This window comes from Pantoea endophytica, assembly GCF_002858935.1.
Taxonomy (GTDB): Bacteria; Pseudomonadota; Gammaproteobacteria; order Enterobacterales; family Enterobacteriaceae; genus Pantoea; species Pantoea leporis.
Genome location: NZ_PJRT01000027.1, coordinates 36,701 through 53,293, shown reverse-complemented (window position 1 = coordinate 53,293; position 16,593 = coordinate 36,701). Strand labels below are relative to the sequence as shown.

Below are 16,593 nucleotides of genomic sequence, written 5' to 3'. Positions count from 1 at the left end.
CGCTCACCCCGGTCACTTACTGATAGTCAGTCTTTGTCGATGCGGCTGGCATCCGCGCCCTGCTGACCACGATATTTGGCATCTTCGCGACGGTTATACGGTCGCGCAGCTGGGCCCGACAGCGGCTCAAAGCTCAATGCACCAATCAACATGCCTGGACGCAGCGCCAGCGGCAGTTTGCCTGAATTATAGAACTCCAGCACGATGCGGCCTTGCCAGCCCGGATCGATACGGTGCGCCGTGACGTGCACCATTAAACCCAGGCGTGCCAGCGAAGAGCGGCCATCCAGCCAGCCGACCAGATCGTCAGGAATGGTGACCGATTCCAGCGTTACCGCCAGCGCCAGCTCGCCAGGATGCAGGAAAAAGGCTTCGCCTTCCGGCAGCACAATCTCGTCGCTCATCACACGGTCCAGCGCGGCACTGACTTCATGCTTTGGACCACTCAAATCAATAAACGCCGCCGTATGACCGCTAAAAGTGCGGAACTGATTGCCGAGGCGCACATCCACCGTGGCGCCGTTGATGCGTTCCACTGGCGGGCGCGGCTCAATCGCCAACTTTCCGTTGTCCAGCCAGGCTTCAATATCGCGATCGCATAATCTCATCGCAGGTACTCCATGAATTAAGTGTAGCGAATGGCTACGACAGCGCGTCACGCCGGGGCGGACGCCATGTCGTCAAAGATACTGATTAATCTTGGCCTTGAGGATATCAATGGCGATACGGTTTTTTCCGCCGCGCGGCACAATGATGTCAGCGTACTGCTTGGAAGGTTCAATAAATTGCAGGAACATCGGACGCACGGTCTTCTGATACTGGCTCATCACCGAATCCATAGAGCGACCGCGCTCATTCACATCGCGCTTCATGCGGCGCATCAAACAGATATCCAGCGGCGTATCGACGAAGATAGAGAAATTCATCTCCTGACGCAGGCGCGCATCGGTTAACAGCAAGATGCCTTCGAGAATGATGACTTTTTTCGATTTGAGATGAATACAGTCGCTGGTGCGGGTGTGCTCAACATAGCTGTAAACCGGCAACTCAATTTCCTGACCAGCTTTAAGCGCGCGCAGGTGCTGCAACAACAGATCATGATCCATCGCACTCGGATGGTCATAGTTGGTTTTCACCCTCTCTTCCATGGTGAGGTGGCTCTGATCTTTATAGTAGGCATCTTCGGGGATCACACCGATATGCTCGTCACCGACCTGGTCACGGATTTCACGATAGAGCGTGCTGGCGATAAGACTTTTTCCGGATGCGGATGCACCTGCGATGCCAACGATCACGCACTGATGAGACTTGTCAGTCATACTTTTTTAAGACCTGATAACTGGAGCCTGCCTAAGCCGAAGCTGCAACGGGCCGAATGAGAGGGTTAGTTGGCGGCAATTATAGGTATTTCACCGGGTTGATGCCAGAGAAATGGGCCAACGGCTTTTCAGAATATCCCCTTTTGCAGCCAGACGCTTAATCGATACACTGTTCATCTGCCAACACTGCAGCCGGCGTTGGCACTCCGAATATAGCCGCAAGGAAAAGTATGAGCTGGAAAACCCTGACCTATTTTGGCGACAGCATGTTGCTGATCCCGACCGCGGTGATCATCGCGCTGGTCTTGCCATGGAAAAGCGACAACCGCCAAACCGTCTGGTATTGGGTGCTGGCGTTTGGTCTGGCTGGCCTGGTGGTGAGCGTCTCGAAAATCCTGTTTCTCGGCTTTGGCATTGGTAGCGCCCGATTCAACTTTACCGGCTTCAGCGGCCACAGCGCGATGTCGGCCACGCTCTGGCCGGTGATGATGTGGCTGATCTCCGGCCGCTGGTCGCCGCGCTGGCGCCTGTTTACCATTGGCATCGGCTATCTGATCCCGTTGATGGTTGGCCTGTCGCGCCTGGTCATCCACGCGCACTCCAAAAGCGAAGTGCTGGCGGGCCTGATGCTTGGCTTTACGCTTAGCACCGCATTCCTGCTGACGCAGCGCCGCACTTCACTGAAGGGCTTTAGCCTGCCGCAGATTGGCGTCGCGCTGCTGGTGCCGCTGTTGCTGCTGAGCCACGGCCGCGTCGCCACCACGCAACAGTTCCTCGAACGCTTCTCTGCCAATCTTGCCGGCTTAGAAAAGCCGTTTACCCGCGCCGATCTTTTTCGCTAATCCCGTTTGGCCCTTTGCGCGCAAAGGGCCAATCAATTCAGTGAATAACGACTAAAGTCGAATTCCCCGCAGACATCTCAAACAGATGTGCTAGCATGCAAAATAGTGATTGATTGGCGCATTTTCCATCGTGAATCAGGTGCGCGCTGCTGGATTCTTGCATGACCCTCGAGATACTAACTTCACAGGAAAGGCCACAGCGAACCTGGCTCAATGCCTTGCTCATTGGCGGGCTCACTTTTCTACTGACGCTATTTTGCCTGGAACTGATTGTTGTCAGTGGCCGTATTTCGCCGCTTTGGTACTCCACCGCGCTGATGACGGTGATCGTGTTTCGCGCCCACTCCAAACACGTTCCCTTGCTGCTGCTTGCCTGCGTACTGGGTACCGCGTTAGCCAATCTGATCATTATTGGCCCCGCGCTCAGCAACATTAAGTTCGCCATCTTAAATATGGTGCAGGCGATTCTGGGCGGCGTGATGCTGCGCGCGCTGCTCGATCGCCGCGCCCCGCTCAATTCGTTACTCGACTGGGTGCGCTTTGCCCTGTGCGCCGGCCTGATTGCGCCGCTGTTAGGTGGCGTCGTGGCATTGTGGATGCTGCATGTGGGCAGCAATGCGTCACTGCCCTTCTTCTCGACGTGGGTGATTTCTGAGGTGATCGGCGTGCTGGCGTTTGGCCCGGTGTTATTGCTGTGGCCAAATAAACCGCTGCGCCAGATTTTGACGCCAGGCCGTCAGTTGGAAACCGGCCTGACGCTGCTTGTCACGCTGCTCGCCAGCTATTTGTCGCTGCGTTTTCTGCCGTGGCCCTTCACTTTTATTGTGGTGATTCTTTTTTGGTGCTCGGTGCGGCTACCCAAGTTCGAAGCGTTTCTGCTGTTCTTCCTCAACGCCAGTTTCATCTCGATTCTGCTGGCCTTTAACTGGGTCAACCTGGCGCAAAACGGCATGCTGCTCGGCCAGGTCAGCACATGGCTGCCATTTCTGTTGGTGCTGCTGCCGAGCCACGTGATGGCGCTGGTGATGGATGCCTTCCAGCGCGAGAAGCATCATATCAGCGAGAGTGAAACCCGCTTCCGTAACGCTATGGAATACTCCGCGATTGGCATGGCGCTGGTTTCGCCGAATGGCGGTTGGCAGCAGGTCAATCATTCGCTGTGCCAGACGCTGGGTTTCCCGGCCGATGAGCTGAAAAAGCTCACCTTCCAGCAAATCACCCATCCCGACGATCTCAACAACGATTTACAGCAGCTGGAGCGATTGGTGGCGGGTGAAATCATGACCTACACCATGGAGAAGCGCTATTTCCGCAAGGATGGCGAAATCGTCTGGGCGCGCCTGACGGTATCGATGGTGCGCGACGCCGCGCAACAGCCGCACTACTTCATCGCGCAGATTATCGATATCTCCGAATTGAAGCAGAGTGAGCAGATTAATCGACGCTTGATGGAGCGCATCACGCTGGCCAATGAAGCTGGCGGCATTGGCGTCTGGGAGTGGAATCTGCTGACCGGCGAGATGTTGTGGGACAAGCGCATGTATGAGCTATTTGGCTTAAGTCCGCACCAGACGCCCACCTACGATCTGTGGGTGCATCTGCTTGATCCGGCCGAGCGGGAAACCGCCACGCTTGCGGTGCAGCAGGCCATCGAACGCCGCAGCGCTTTCCAGCTGGAATACCGGATTAATTTACCGGAAGGCCCGCGCTACGTGCGCTCTGAGGCCAACCGCATTCTGAGTCAGGATGGGCAGATTGAACGTATGCTCGGCATCTGTCAGGACATCACGCCGCTGCGCGCGCTGAATGAAGCGCTGTTCCAGGAAAAAGAGCGCATGGCGATCACCCTCGATTCCATCGGTGAAGCGGTGATCAGTACCGATGATGAAATGCGCGTCACCTTTATGAATCCGGTGGCCGAAACGCTGAGCGGCTGGCCACAGGAAAAAGCCGCAGGCGTACCCATTACCGAACTGCTTAACATCACGCGCGGCGCGAGCGGCCCGCGCGTCGATAATTTGCTGTTGTGCCAGCTGCCGGACGAAAAAATCTCTCCCGAACTCGATGAAGAGCTGGTGCTGCATACACCAGACGGCACGCGCGTGGAGATCCACTACAGCATCACGCCGCTGAAAACCCTGACCGGCGCCAGCATCGGCGCGGTGATGGTTATTCAGGACGTCAGTGAATCGCGCAAGGTGATGAAGCGCCTGAGCTACAGCGCTTCACACGATATGCTGACGCGCCTGCCAAATCGTCACAGCTTCGAGCAGCGTTTGAAGCAGTTGGTGAATGATGCGGCGGCCAACAATACCCATCACGTCTTGGTATTTATCGATCTGGATAAATTCAAGGCGGTGAACGATACCGCCGGGCATGCCGCCGGGGATGCGCTGCTGCGCGAACTGGCAGAGCTGATGCCGCATCATCTGCGCAGCAGCGATATGCTGGCGCGTTTGGGCGGCGACGAATTTGGCGTGCTAATGCCGAATTGCGAAGTGGATCAGGTGCGCGACGTGGTGCAGCGTATCGTCACCGCCGTGAGCGAATATCGCTTTATGTGGCAGGAGCAGACTTATCATGTCGGCGCAAGTGCCGGCATCACGCAAATTGATCAACGCAACTGCATCAGCAATGTGGTGATGTCACAGGCCGATGTCGCCTGTTACAGCGCAAAACACGCGGGCCGTGGTCAGTATCACGTTTATCAGGAAGTGCAGATGTAATCTGCCACGTCTGCCCATTGCCAGCCCGCGCTGGCTGCGCTAAAGTCGCCCCCTTTTTTCCGGCATGGGGGATAAATATGTTTATCGGATTCGATTACGGCACAGCAAACTGCTCAATTGCGGTCAGCGATAATGGCACGCCGCGCCTGCTGACACTGGAGAATGGTCAGCGCCTGCTTCCCTCCATGATTTGCGCGCCAACGCGTGAAGCGATCAGCGAATGGCTGCATCGCCATCATCAAGTCCCAACGCCGGACAGCGAAGGCACCGCCTTATTGCAGCGTGCGCTGCGCTATAACCGCGAAGAAGATATCGACGTCACGCCAGGCAGCGTGCAGTTCGGTTTGACCGCGCTGCAGCAATATATGGTCGATCCCGAAGAAGTGTGGTTCGTGAAGTCACCGAAATCCTTCCTCGGCGCTAACGGCCTGAAGCCACAGCAGATCGCCTTCTTTGAAGATTTGGTGTGCGCGATGATGCTGCACATTCGTCAGCAAGGCGAAACCCAGCTCGATCGCCCGATTGAGCAAGCGGTGATTGGCCGCCCGATTAACTTCCAGGGTTTAGGCGGCGAAGAGGCTAACCAGCAGGCGCAAGGCATTCTGCTGCGTGCGGCACAGCGCGCCGGTTTCCGTGATGTCGAGTTCCAGTTTGAGCCGGTGGCGGCGGGCCTCGATTTCGAAGCCACGCTGCAGAAAGAGACGCGCGTATTAGTCGTCGATATCGGCGGTGGTACCACCGACTGCTCGATGCTGCTGATGGGGCCGGAATGGCGTCATAAAACCGATCGGCGTGAAAGTTTACTTGGCCACAGCGGATGCCGCGTGGGCGGAAACGATCTCGACATTATGCTGGCGTTTAAAACCCTGATGCCGCTGCTGGGGCTCGGTGGCAATACGCAAAAAGGCACCGCGCTGCCCGCGCTGACGTGGTGGAATGCGGTGGCTATCAACGACGTTCCGGCACAAAGCGACTTCTATTCCGCGGCCAGCGGCAAACTGCTGCGCGATTTGATTCGCGATGCTGAACACAGCGACAAAGTGGCGCACCTGCTGAAAGTGTGGCAGCAGAAGCTGAGCTATCGTCTGGTGCGTGCGGCGGAAGAGAGCAAGATTGCGCTGTCGGAGGTGAAAGAGACCGATGCCTCGCTGGCGTTTATCGCGGCGCAATTGCAGGCGCAAATTAGTGCTGCGCAGCTGGAAGAAGCGATTAATCAACCGCTGGAACGCATTCTGGAGCAAGTGCATCTGGCGCTCGCCACCTGCGAAACCAAGCCGGAAGTGATTTATCTCACCGGCGGTAGCGCACGTTCTCCGGTGTTGCGTGCGGCGTTACAGCAGGCGCTGCCCGATACGCCTATCGCCAGCGGCGATGACTTCGCCTCGGTGACCGCCGGCCTCGCCCGCTGGGCTGAAGTGATGTTCAGATAATCCCCTCTCCCTGCCCTCTCCCAAAGGGAGAGGGCAAAGTCACAGATTCTGCCAGATTAGAAATTCACGTTCGCACTGATCCCACCCACAAACGCATCTTTCACTTCACTTACCGCCCCCGGCGCCACCACATATTGCAGGTTCGGACGCAATTGCAGCCATTTGGTCAGCTGCGCGTTGTAGTAGATCTCATAGTTATACTCTGATCCATCCTGAATCGGCAGATAGGTTGGGCTATTGAAGTCGGTCTCACCGTTCGCGTTGTTCTGCTCACGCTGCGAACGCGTGTAAGCGCTGTTAACGTGAATACGTGCCGCACCCACACCAATCTCATCCTGCGGACGCGCATCAAACGGCCCTTTCCAGGTGAAGCTCACCGACTGATAGTTATCCGTTTTCGAGGTTTTATGGTCGTTCATCACCGCTTGAACGGTGACGCCCAAACCACGGCTGGCATCGCCGCCCTGCGCGGTCAGCTGCTGTTGCAACAGCACGTAGCCACCGTATGCGTGATCCTGGCTTTGATAAGCCCCATCGCGCCAGCTGCCGTAGTTGTCGCCGTTAGCCGAAGAGTAGTAATAGCCGATACGGTAATTACCCGGCAGCTTGTCGGCACCTAACGTTGGTTTCCAGCCCAACTCTACCGGCACCAGATTGCCTTCGGAGTTGCTGGTATCAAGACGGAATCCGTCGCCGCGATCGTAGTTGGCGCGGTTCTGGTTATAGAAGCCCACCTGGAAGAACACTTCAGGTGTGATATTCACCTTCACGCGGCCGCCCCATTGGGACACCGGCCAGTTGAACCAGCGATCGCCACGCCAGTTACCGGCCTGGCCGCTACCGAACGCCAGGTTCTGGAACTTACTGTCAAAGTTATCGAAATCTTCACCGACGGTAACGCGACCGGCTTTCAGGTTCACGGTGTTATCGAACAGACCTTTGCTTAACCAGAACTGGGTTAAACGCCAGGTTTGGCCGCGTCCGTACACTTCCTGAGTGGAGGACAACATGCCGGTGCGACGATCGGCGACCTGGTCGGAAATGTTCTGACCATTACGATCGGTAATCGTCATCTGGAATTGCGCATCCTGCCAGTTGAGCAGTTTTTCCAGGTCGAAGTTAGCGCCAAACGCCCACTGATCGCTGTAGCGCATTGAGGTGTTGGTATCGGCGCCGCCCGCCAGATTGGAGCCGCTTTCCATGGTGTAGTTAACGTCGAATTTTATGCCGTCATTTTCCAGCTGCGTTCGGTAACCGCCCCAATCACCAAACATATAGGGAGAGTCGTAACTGAAAGCATCAGCGGCCAGCGCAGATGCACTCAGCATCGCAAACATCAGAGTTCCCGCTGCCAGGCGGGGTAAATGCTGCACTGCTTCTTTTCTGTTCATGATGGTTATTCTTGTATGAAGTTACTGGAATGGATCGAACAGAGGATAGTGCTGAGGATTTGTCAGTTTTTGCAAATATGTGCGCAGTTTACCGCAGGATGATAGTGCGTTAGCGCAATTGTGACGTCTGTCGATGATTGAAAATCTTTTGCGGGAAATGGCATTTTTTGTGAGGCAGAACGGGAAAATAGCGGGACGCCGCAGCGTCCCTGAAAACCTTACAGTTTGCTGGCGCTCGCCAGCTCTTCGATCTCTTGCTTGCTGAGCTCGAGCTGGGTGGCTTTCACCAACTCATCCAACTGCTCCAGCGACGTGGCGCTGACAATCGGGGCGGTAATGCTCGGACGGGCAATCTGCCACGCCAGCGCCACCTGCGTTGCCGACACATCGTGCGAGGCGGCGACATCTTCCAGCGCTTCAACAATGCGCTTACCGCGTTCATTCAAGTACTTGTCGACGATGCCCTGCCCGCGCTGACTTTTGCTGGCATCCTCTGGCTTTTTGTACTTACCGCTGAGGAAGCCGCTGGCCAGCGAATAGTAGTTAATCACGCCGAGGCCATTTTTCACCGCAACCTGCTCCAAACCGCTTTCATACTCCTGACGATCGTAGAGATTGTATTCCGGCTGCAGGGTTTCATAGCGCGCCAGGCCATGTTGCTTGCTCACGTCCAGCGCTTCCTGCAGACGTTTAGCGTTGTAGTTAGACGCGCCAATGGCACGCACTTTGCCCTCTTTGATCAGCGAATCAAAGGCTTTCAGCGTCTCCAGCAGCGGCGTCGCGTCATCATCGCGGTGCGCCTGATAAAGATCGATGACGTCGGTTTGCAGGCGGCGCAGCGAATCTTCTACCGCCTGACGAATGTAAGCCGGTTTGAGGCCGGTTTTCTCCGGCGACAGCTCCATGCCGACTTTGGTGGCCAGCACGATGCTGTCGCGCTTGCCGCTTTTCTTCAGCCATTTGCCGATGATGGTTTCCGATTCGCCACCTTCGTTACCAGGCGCCCAGCGCGAATAAACGTCGGCGGTATCGATGAAGAACAAGCCCTTCTCCACCAGCGCATCAAGCAGGGAAAATGAGGTTTTCTCATCCACCGTCCAGCCAAACACATTGCCGCCAAAGGTGAGACGGGGAACTTCAATACCGCTGTCGCCGAGCTGGCGGAGTTTCTGTTGACTCATTTTGTTCTCCTTATTCAAACGAGACAGGTCTGTATTGAGCTTAGCAAAGGAAATTGCCGCGCTTATGCCTATTGCGGGCAGAATATTTACAGAATATGAATACTTACCTTCAATGGGGCGATATTCTTATTTCCTTCAATTTTTGCCCGGTCCGGGCGACTACAATCATTCGTTTGCGAAATGGCTATTTTTATATTTCGCATTGGGGAAAACGAAAAATGCTGGAGAGCACACGCCTTGATGAACCGTCGAATTAAAACAAGCTTACTGGCCGTAGCCGTGATTGCCGTGCTGGCGGGCGGCTATTATTGGTGGCAGCATCCAGCGGAACCGAATAAACAGCCGCAGGTCGAAGGTCAGCAGCAGCGTGGTCGCGGCGCAGGTGGCAAACGCCCCTTAGCGCCAGTGCAAGCCGCCGCTGCCACCACCCAAAGCGTGCCGTATTTCCTCAGTGGCCTTGGCACCGTGACCGCCGCCAACACCGTTACGGTGCGCAGCCGCGTTGACGGCCAATTGATGGCGCTGCACTTCCAGGAAGGAGAGCAAGTGGCCGCTGGCGCGCTGCTGGCGGAAATCGATCCGCGCCCTTATCAGGTGGCATTAACTCAGGCGCAGGGCCAACTGGCAAAAGACCAGGCTACGCTCGCCAACGCGCGCCGCGATCTCAGTCGCTATGAAAAACTGGCGAAAACCTCGCTGGTGTCGCAGCAGGAACTCGATACGCAACGTTCGCTGGTGAGCGAAACGCTCGGCACCCTTAAAGCTGATGAAGGCAACGTCGCCAGCGCCCAGCTTAATCTCACCTACAGCCGCATTACTGCGCCGATTGGTGGACGGGTCGGCTTGAAGCAGGTGGATGTCGGCAACTACATCACCTCCGGCGATACCACCGGATTGGTGGTGATCACCGAAACGCACCCCATTGACGTGGTGTTCAGCGTCGCCGAGAACAACATCAGCCAAATCCTCAAGGCGCAGAAAAGCGGACAGCCGCTGATCGTCGAAGCCTGGGATCGCAGCAACAAAACGCTGCTGACCAGCGGCACGCTGTTGAGCCTCGATAACCAGATCGATGCCACCACCGGCACCATCAAACTCAAAGCACGCTTCAGCAACGAAGATGACACGCTGTTCCCGAATCAGTTTGTCAATGCGCGTCTGAAAGTGGACACCTTGCAGGATGCGGTGGTGATCCCCACCGCCGCATTGCAGATGAGCAACGACGGTCACTTTGTCTGGGTGGTCAACAGCGACAACAAAGTGAGCAAAAAACGCGTCACCGCCGGTTTGCAGGATAGCCAGAAAGTGGTGATCAGCGCGGGCCTCGAAGCAGGCGAACGCGTGGTGACCGACGGGCTCGATCGCCTGACGGAAGGTGCCACCGTTGAAGTGGTGGCACCGCAAAGCGTCGCGACCCACAGCACGCGCGCTGCGCAGCCCGCACGCGGAGAGCGTCAATAATGCAGGTGATGCCTCCTGACAGCAGCGGTGGACCTTCGCGCCTGTTTATTCTGCGCCCGGTCGCCACCACGCTGCTGATGATCGCCATTCTGTTAGCCGGCGTGCTCGGCTACCGTTTTCTGCCGGTCTCCGCGTTACCTGAAGTCGATTATCCGACCATTCAAGTGGTTACGCTCTATCCCGGCGCTTCTCCCGATGTGGTGACCTCTTCCATTACCGCGCCGCTGGAACGCCAGTTTGGCCAGATGTCCGGCCTGAAGCAGATGGCGTCGCAGAGTTCGGGCGGCGCGTCGGTTGTCACATTGCAGTTTCAGCTGACGCTGCCACTGGATGTTGCCGAGCAGGAAGTACAGGCGGCGATCAACTCCGCCACCAATCTGCTGCCGAGCGATCTGCCAAATCCACCGGTCTACAGCAAAGTAAATCCGGCCGACCCGCCGATCATGACGCTCGCCGTCACCACCACCAGCATGCCGCTCACGCAGGTGCAGGACATGGTGGAAACGCGCGTGGCGCAGAAGATTTCTCAGGTTTCGGGCGTGGGTTTAGTCACGCTGTCGGGCGGGCAACGTCCTGCGGTGCGTGTGAAGATGAACACCCAGGCGCTGGCTGCGCTCGGCCTGACCAGCGAATCGGTGCGCACCGCCATTACTAACGCTAACGTCAATTCGGCGAAAGGCAGCCTCGACGGCCCAACGCGCTCAATTACCCTGTCGGCTAACGATCAGATGACCTCGGCGGAAGACTATCGCAAGCTGATCATCAGCTATAACAACGGCGCGCCGGTGCGACTGGGCGATGTGGCGACCATCGAACAAGGTGCCGAAAACAGCTGGCTGGGCGCCTGGGCGAACCGTCAGCAGGCGATTGTGCTCAACGTGCAGCGCCAGCCCGGCGCTAACATCATCGCCACCGCCGATAATATTCGCGCCATGCTGCCCGGATTAACCGCCACGCTGCCGAAATCGGTGGAGGTGAAACTGCTTACCGACCGCACCACCAACATCCGCGCGTCGGTCAGCGATACCCAGCACGAACTGATGCTGGCGATGGGTTTGGTGGTGATGATCATCTACCTGTTCCTGCGTAACGTTCCGGCGACCCTCATTCCCGCCGTCGCCGTGCCGTTGTCGCTGGTCGGCACCTTTGCCGCGATGTATTTCCTGGGCTTCTCGATCAACAACCTGACGCTGATGGCGCTGACCATCGCCACCGGTTTTGTGGTTGATGACGCCATCGTGGTGATCGAGAACATCTCGCGCTATATCGAAAAGGGCGAAAAGCCGCTGACGGCGGCGCTGAAAGGCGCGGGCGAGATTGGCTTTACCATTATCTCCCTCACCTTCTCGCTGATTGCGGTGCTCATTCCGCTGCTGTTTATGGGCGATGTGATTGGCCGCCTGTTCCGCGAATTCGCCGTGACGCTGGCGGTGGCGATTTTGATCTCCGCCGTGGTGTCGCTGACGCTGACGCCGATGATGTGCGCCCGCATGTTAAGCGCTGAATCGCTGCGCAAGCAGAACCGCTTCTCGCGGGCCAGCGAAGCGATGTTTGACCGCATTATTGCCCGTTACGGACGCGGCTTAACGCGCGTGCTGCTGCATCCGTGGATCACCTTATCGGTAGCGCTCGGCACCTTGCTGATCACCGTGTTGCTGTGGATCGTGATCCCCAAAGGCTTCTTCCCGCAGCAGGATAACAGCATTATTCAGGGCACCTTGCAGGCGCCACAGTCGGTCTCTTACGCCAACATGGCAGAGCGCACGCGCGATGTCGCCTCGATCATCATGAAAGATCCGGCGGTGCAGAGCATGACCTCGTTTGTCGGCGTCGATGGCACCAACGCCGCGCTCAACAGCGCGCGCCTGCAAATAAACCTGAAGCCGCTGGAGGAGCGTGACGATCGCATTCCGGCTGTGCAGCAGCGTCTGCAACAGGCGTTAGCCAAAGTGCCCGGCATTTCGCTGTGGCTGCAGCCGGTGCAGGATTTGACCATTGATACCCAGGCGAGCCGTACGCCGTACCAGTTCACGCTGCAATCGGGTTCGCTGGAGTCGCTGAGTTTGTGGGTGCCGAAACTGCTGGAGCAACTTAACACGCTGCCACAACTGCGCGACGTCAGCAGCGACTGGCAGGATCAAGGTCTGGAAGCCTTTGTAAGAGTCGATCGTGACAGCGCCAGCCGCCTCGGCATCAGCATGGCCGACGTGGATAACGCGCTGTATAACGCCTTTGGCCAGCGCCTGATCTCCACCATTTACACTCAGGCCAACCAATATCGCGTGGTGCTGGAGCAGAACAGCGATGCCACGCCAGGACTGGCGAGCCTCGACGGCATTCGCCTGACCAGCAGCGACGGCGGCAGCGTGCCGCTTAGCGCCATCGCGCAGATTGAGCAGCGCCACGCCGCGCTCAGCATTAACCATCTCGACCAGTTCCCGTCGGCGACCTTCTCGTTTGATGTCGCGGAAGGGTATTCGTTGGGCGATGCGGTGAAAGCGGTGAGCGCAGCGGAAGATCAGGTGGGCATGCCCGCCGAAATGATGACGCAGTTCCAGGGCAGCACGCTGGCCTTTGAAGCGGCGCTGTCCAGCACCGTGTGGCTGATTGTGGCGGCGGTGGTGGCGATGTATATCGTGCTCGGCGTGCTGTATGAGAGCTTTATCCATCCCATCACCATTCTCTCGACGCTGCCCACCGCCGGTGTCGGCGCGCTGCTGGCGCTGATGCTGAGCGGTAATGAGCTGGATATCATCGCCATTATCGGCATTATTTTGCTGATCGGTATCGTGAAGAAAAACGCCATCATGATGATCGACTTCGCGCTGGCAGCGGAACGTGAGCAAGGCATGCCGCCGCGCGAGGCGATTTATCAGGCGTGCTTGCTGCGTTTCCGCCCAATTCTGATGACCACATTGGCGGCACTGCTCGGTGCACTGCCGCTGATGCTGAGCACCGGCGTTGGCGCGGAGTTGCGTCGTCCGCTGGGCATCGCCATGGTGGGCGGTTTGGTGGTGAGCCAGGTGCTGACGCTGTTCACCACGCCGGTGATCTATCTGCTGTTTGATCGCCTGTCGCACGCTACGCGCCGTCGCTTTAAGCGCCCGGAGGCGCAGTCGTGAAGTTTTTCGCGCTGTTTATCCATCGTCCGGTCGCCACCACCTTGCTGACGCTGGCGATTGCGCTGGCCGGTATTCTAGGCTTCCGTCTGCTGCCGGTGGCGCCGCTGCCACAGCTGGATTTCCCGGTGATTTTGATTTCGGCTTCGCTGCCCGGTGCGTCGCCGGAAACCATGGCGGCATCGGTGGCAACGCCGCTGGAGCGCTCGCTGGGGCGCATCGCGGGCGTCAGCGAAATGACCTCCACCAGCTCGCTGGGCAGCACGCGCATCATTCTGGTGTTCGATTTTGATCGCGACATCAACGGTGCGGCGCGCGATGTGCAGGCGGCGATCAACGCCGCACAAAGTCTGCTGCCAACCGGCATGCCGAGTCGTCCCAGCTATCGCAAAGCCAACCCTTCCGATGCGCCAATCATGATCCTGACGCTGACCTCAGACATTTATAATCCCGGTCAGCTGTATGATTACGCCTCAACGCAACTGGCGCAGAAACTGTCGCAGATTGAAGGCGTGGGCGATGTGACGGTCGGCGGCAGTTCACTGCCGGCGGTGCGCGTTGAACTCAATCCGCAGGCGCTGTTCAACCAGGGCGTATCACTGGATGCGGTGCGCACCGCCATCAGCAACGCCAACCAGCGCCGTCCGCAGGGCGCGATTGATGACGTGCAGCAGCGCTGGCAGTTACGTACTAATGGAGAATTGCAAACCGCCAGCGAATATCAGCCGCTGGTGGTGCACTACAACAACGGTGCGGCGGTGCGCCTCAGCGATGTCGCTAACGTGCAGGATTCGGTGCAGGATGTACGCAACGCCGGGATGACCAACGGTAAAGCGGCGGTGCTGCTGGTGGTGCGTAAATCGCCGGAAGCCAACATCATCGATACCGTCGATCGCATTCGTGGCGAATTGCCGGAACTGCATGACGTGATCCCCGCTGCCATCGATCTGCAAATTGCGCAGGACCGTTCGCCAACGATTCGCGCCTCGCTGCATGAAGTGGAGCAGTCGCTGATCATCGCCGTCGCGCTGGTGATTCTGGTGGTGTTTGCCTTCCTGCGTGACTGGCGCGCCACGCTGATCCCCGCCGCTGCGGTGCCGGTTTCATTGATTGGCACCTTCGCCGCCATGTATCTGTGTGGCTTCAGCCTGAATAACCTGTCGCTGATGGCGTTGACCATCGCCACCGGTTTTGTTGTCGATGACGCCATTGTGGTGCTGGAGAACATTGCGCGCCACGTCGAAGCGGGCATGAAACCGCTGCAGGCGGCGCTGACCGGCGTGCGCGAGGTCGGTTTTACCGTGCTGTCGATGAGCCTGTCGCTGATTGCCGTGTTCCTGCCGCTGCTGATGATTGGCGGTATTATTGGCCGCTTCTTCTCAGAGTTCGCTATTACGCTGTCGGTGGCGATTCTGATCTCGCTGTTTATCTCGGTCACGCTGACGCCAATGATGTGCGCCTATCTGCTCAAGCCGCAGGTCAAACGCAGCCAGCCACGCATCCGCGGTTTCGGCAAGCTGCTGATGAAGGTGCAAAACGGCTACGCGCGCTCATTGAGTTGGGTGCTGAATCACGCCATTTGGGTGCTGATGTTGCTGCTCGGCACCGTGGCGCTCACCGTTTGGCTGTTCATCTCGATCCCGAAAACCTTTATGCCGGAACAGGATACCGGCCGCTTACAAGGATTTATCTCGGCGGATCAGAGCATTTCATTCCAGGCGATGCGCGGCAAGCTGCAGGATTTCATGAACATCATCAAAGCCGATCCGGCAGTGGATAACGTCACCGGCTTTACCGGCGGTTCACGTACCAACAGCGGTTCGATGTTCGTCTCGCTCAAGCCGCTCTCCGAGCGCAGCGAAAGCGCGCAGGAAGTGATTGCCCGACTGCGTATCAAGCTGGCGAAAGAGCCCGGTGCCAATCTCTATCTCAACGCGGTGCAGGACATTCGCATTGGCGGACGTGAGTCCAACGCCAGCTATCAGTACAGTTTGCTGTCGGATAACCTGAATGATTTGCGCGAATGGGAGCCGAAAATCCGTCAGGCGTTCGCCGCCCTGCCCGAGCTGGCGGACGTCAACTCGGATCAGCAGGACAACGGCAGTGAAATGAACCTGACTTACGACCGTGAAAGCATGGCGCGGCTCGGCATTGATGTCTCTGCCGCTAATGCCCTGCTGAATAACGCCTTTGGTCAGCGCCAGATCTCCACCATTTATCAGCCGCTTAATCAGTACAAAGTGGTGATGGAAGTTGATCCGCGCTACACCCAGGACATCAGTTCACTCGATCAGATGTTTGTGATTAACAGCGACGGCAAAGCGATTCCGCTGAGCTGGTTTGCCAAATGGCAACCGGCCAACGCGCCGCTGTCGGTGAACCACGAAGGCTTGTCGGCGGCATCCACCGTTTCCTTCAACCTGCCGGAGGGCGTATCGCTGTCGCAGGCGTCTGAAGCTATTGACCGCACCATCACCGCGCTTGGCGTGCCTTCCAGCGTGCGCGGCAGCTTTGCCGGCACCGCGCAGGTGTTCCAGCAGTCGCAATCCAATCAGCTCTACCTGATGCTGGCGGCGATTGCGGCGGTGTATATCGTGCTGGGCATTCTGTATGAGAGCTACGTGCATCCGCTGACCATTCTCTCCACGCTGCCGTCGGCGGGCGTCGGCGCGCTGCTGGCGCTGGAGCTATTCAACACGCCGTTCAGCCTGATTGCGCTGATCGGCATTCTGCTGCTGATCGGTATCGTGAAGAAGAACGCCATCATGATGGTCGACTTTGCACTGGATGCCGAGCGCAACGGCAATCTGTCGCCGCGCGACGCGATTTTCAAGGCGTGCCAGCTGCGTTTCCGCCCGATTCTGATGACCACGCTCGCCGCACTGTTTGGCGCACTGCCGCTGGTGCTGACCAGCGGTGACGGCGCGGAGCTGCGTCAGCCGCTCGGCATCACCATCGCCGGGGGTTTAGTGATGAGCCAGCTGCTGACGCTCTACACCACGCCGGTGGTCTATTTGATGATGGATAAGTTGCGGCGGCGTAAGAAAAAGGTTCAGTTAGCCGCTGAATGACCTGCTACATACGCTTGCTATGTAGCATGAAGAGCGTAAACTTTAACCCGTTC

Annotated in this window: 10 protein-coding genes; 6 read left to right on the top strand and 4 right to left on the bottom strand. The window is 57.6% G+C overall.

Features of this window, described 5'->3' with window-relative positions:
* Window positions 1–26 precede the first annotated feature (26 nt).
* The gene (dcd, locus tag PZBJ_RS16390; protein WP_007888946.1) at window positions 27–608 is read right to left on the bottom strand and encodes a dCTP deaminase; all 582 of its coding nucleotides are present in this window, start codon (window positions 606–608) and stop codon (window positions 27–29) included.
* 72 nt (window positions 609–680) lie between these two features.
* Window positions 681–1,319 carry a uridine kinase gene (udk, locus tag PZBJ_RS16385; RefSeq protein WP_008104883.1) on the bottom strand — a complete coding sequence of 213 codons (639 nt, stop codon included), beginning with the start codon at window positions 1,317–1,319 and terminating at the stop codon, window positions 681–683.
* Window positions 1,320–1,549: 230 nt separating this feature from the next.
* Here udk and PZBJ_RS16380 point away from each other — a divergent pair, with 230 nt between their 5' ends.
* The 3 genes from PZBJ_RS16380 to yegD all read left to right on the top strand — a co-directional run bounded on the left by PZBJ_RS16380 (window position 1,550) and on the right by yegD (window position 6,317).
* Window positions 1,550–2,161: a phosphatase PAP2 family protein gene (locus PZBJ_RS16380; protein ID WP_101763357.1), complete on the top strand. Its 612-nt coding sequence runs from the start codon at window positions 1,550–1,552 to the stop codon at window positions 2,159–2,161.
* A gap of 161 nt (window positions 2,162–2,322) precedes the next feature.
* The gene (locus PZBJ_RS16375) at window positions 2,323–4,887 is read left to right on the top strand and encodes a diguanylate cyclase (protein WP_101763356.1); all 2,565 of its coding nucleotides are present in this window, start codon (window positions 2,323–2,325) and stop codon (window positions 4,885–4,887) included.
* Between the two features lie 77 nt (window positions 4,888–4,964).
* Window positions 4,965–6,317, top strand: a complete 1,353-nt coding sequence (gene yegD / locus PZBJ_RS16370) for a molecular chaperone (RefSeq protein ID WP_101763355.1) — start codon at window positions 4,965–4,967, stop codon at window positions 6,315–6,317.
* A 56-nt stretch (window positions 6,318–6,373) separates the two neighbouring features.
* Here yegD and PZBJ_RS16365 read toward each other — a convergent pair whose 3' ends face one another.
* Both PZBJ_RS16365 and PZBJ_RS16360 read right to left on the bottom strand, forming a co-directional pair.
* Window positions 6,374–7,708 (bottom strand): carbohydrate porin, encoded by a 1,335-nt coding sequence (locus PZBJ_RS16365; protein ID WP_167391199.1) that lies wholly within the window; start codon window positions 7,706–7,708, stop codon window positions 6,374–6,376.
* A 218-nt stretch (window positions 7,709–7,926) separates the two neighbouring features.
* Window positions 7,927–8,889 (bottom strand): aldo/keto reductase, encoded by a 963-nt coding sequence (locus tag PZBJ_RS16360; protein WP_101763353.1) that lies wholly within the window; start codon window positions 8,887–8,889, stop codon window positions 7,927–7,929.
* A gap of 240 nt (window positions 8,890–9,129) precedes the next feature.
* Between PZBJ_RS16360 and PZBJ_RS16355 the strand changes: the two genes are divergently transcribed.
* The 3 genes from PZBJ_RS16355 to mdtC are packed head-to-tail and all read left to right on the top strand — an operon-like array spanning window position 9,130 to window position 16,540.
* A complete protein-coding gene (locus PZBJ_RS16355) occupies window positions 9,130–10,350 on the top strand; it encodes an MdtA/MuxA family multidrug efflux RND transporter periplasmic adaptor subunit (RefSeq protein ID WP_101763352.1) in 1,221 nt (406 codons plus the stop codon).
* The gene (locus PZBJ_RS16350) at window positions 10,350–13,472 is read left to right on the top strand and encodes an MdtB/MuxB family multidrug efflux RND transporter permease subunit (RefSeq protein ID WP_101763351.1); all 3,123 of its coding nucleotides are present in this window, start codon (window positions 10,350–10,352) and stop codon (window positions 13,470–13,472) included. The genes PZBJ_RS16355 and PZBJ_RS16350 overlap by 1 nt, the downstream gene beginning before the upstream one ends.
* Complete coding sequence (mdtC, locus tag PZBJ_RS16345; RefSeq protein ID WP_101763350.1) at window positions 13,469–16,540, top strand: multidrug efflux RND transporter permease subunit MdtC; 3,072 nt, start codon at window positions 13,469–13,471, stop codon at window positions 16,538–16,540. The genes PZBJ_RS16350 and mdtC overlap by 4 nt, the downstream gene beginning before the upstream one ends.
* The last annotated feature ends 53 nt before the right edge of the window (window positions 16,541–16,593 follow it).

Coding starts and splice junctions, on each gene's coding strand:
- dcd (WP_007888946.1), bottom strand. CDS start 608: ATGAGATTATGCGATCGCGATATTGAAGCCTGGCTGGACAACGGAAAG.
- udk (WP_008104883.1), bottom strand. CDS start 1,319: ATGACTGACAAGTCTCATCAGTGCGTGATCGTTGGCATCGCAGGTGCA.
- PZBJ_RS16380 (WP_101763357.1), top strand. CDS start 1,550: ATGAGCTGGAAAACCCTGACCTATTTTGGCGACAGCATGTTGCTGATC.
- PZBJ_RS16375 (WP_101763356.1), top strand. CDS start 2,323: ATGACCCTCGAGATACTAACTTCACAGGAAAGGCCACAGCGAACCTGG.
- yegD (WP_101763355.1), top strand. CDS start 4,965: ATGTTTATCGGATTCGATTACGGCACAGCAAACTGCTCAATTGCGGTC.
- PZBJ_RS16365 (WP_167391199.1), bottom strand. CDS start 7,708: ATGAACAGAAAAGAAGCAGTGCAGCATTTACCCCGCCTGGCAGCGGGA.
- PZBJ_RS16360 (WP_101763353.1), bottom strand. CDS start 8,889: ATGAGTCAACAGAAACTCCGCCAGCTCGGCGACAGCGGTATTGAAGTT.
- PZBJ_RS16355 (WP_101763352.1), top strand. CDS start 9,130: ATGAACCGTCGAATTAAAACAAGCTTACTGGCCGTAGCCGTGATTGCC.
- PZBJ_RS16350 (WP_101763351.1), top strand. CDS start 10,350: ATGCAGGTGATGCCTCCTGACAGCAGCGGTGGACCTTCGCGCCTGTTT.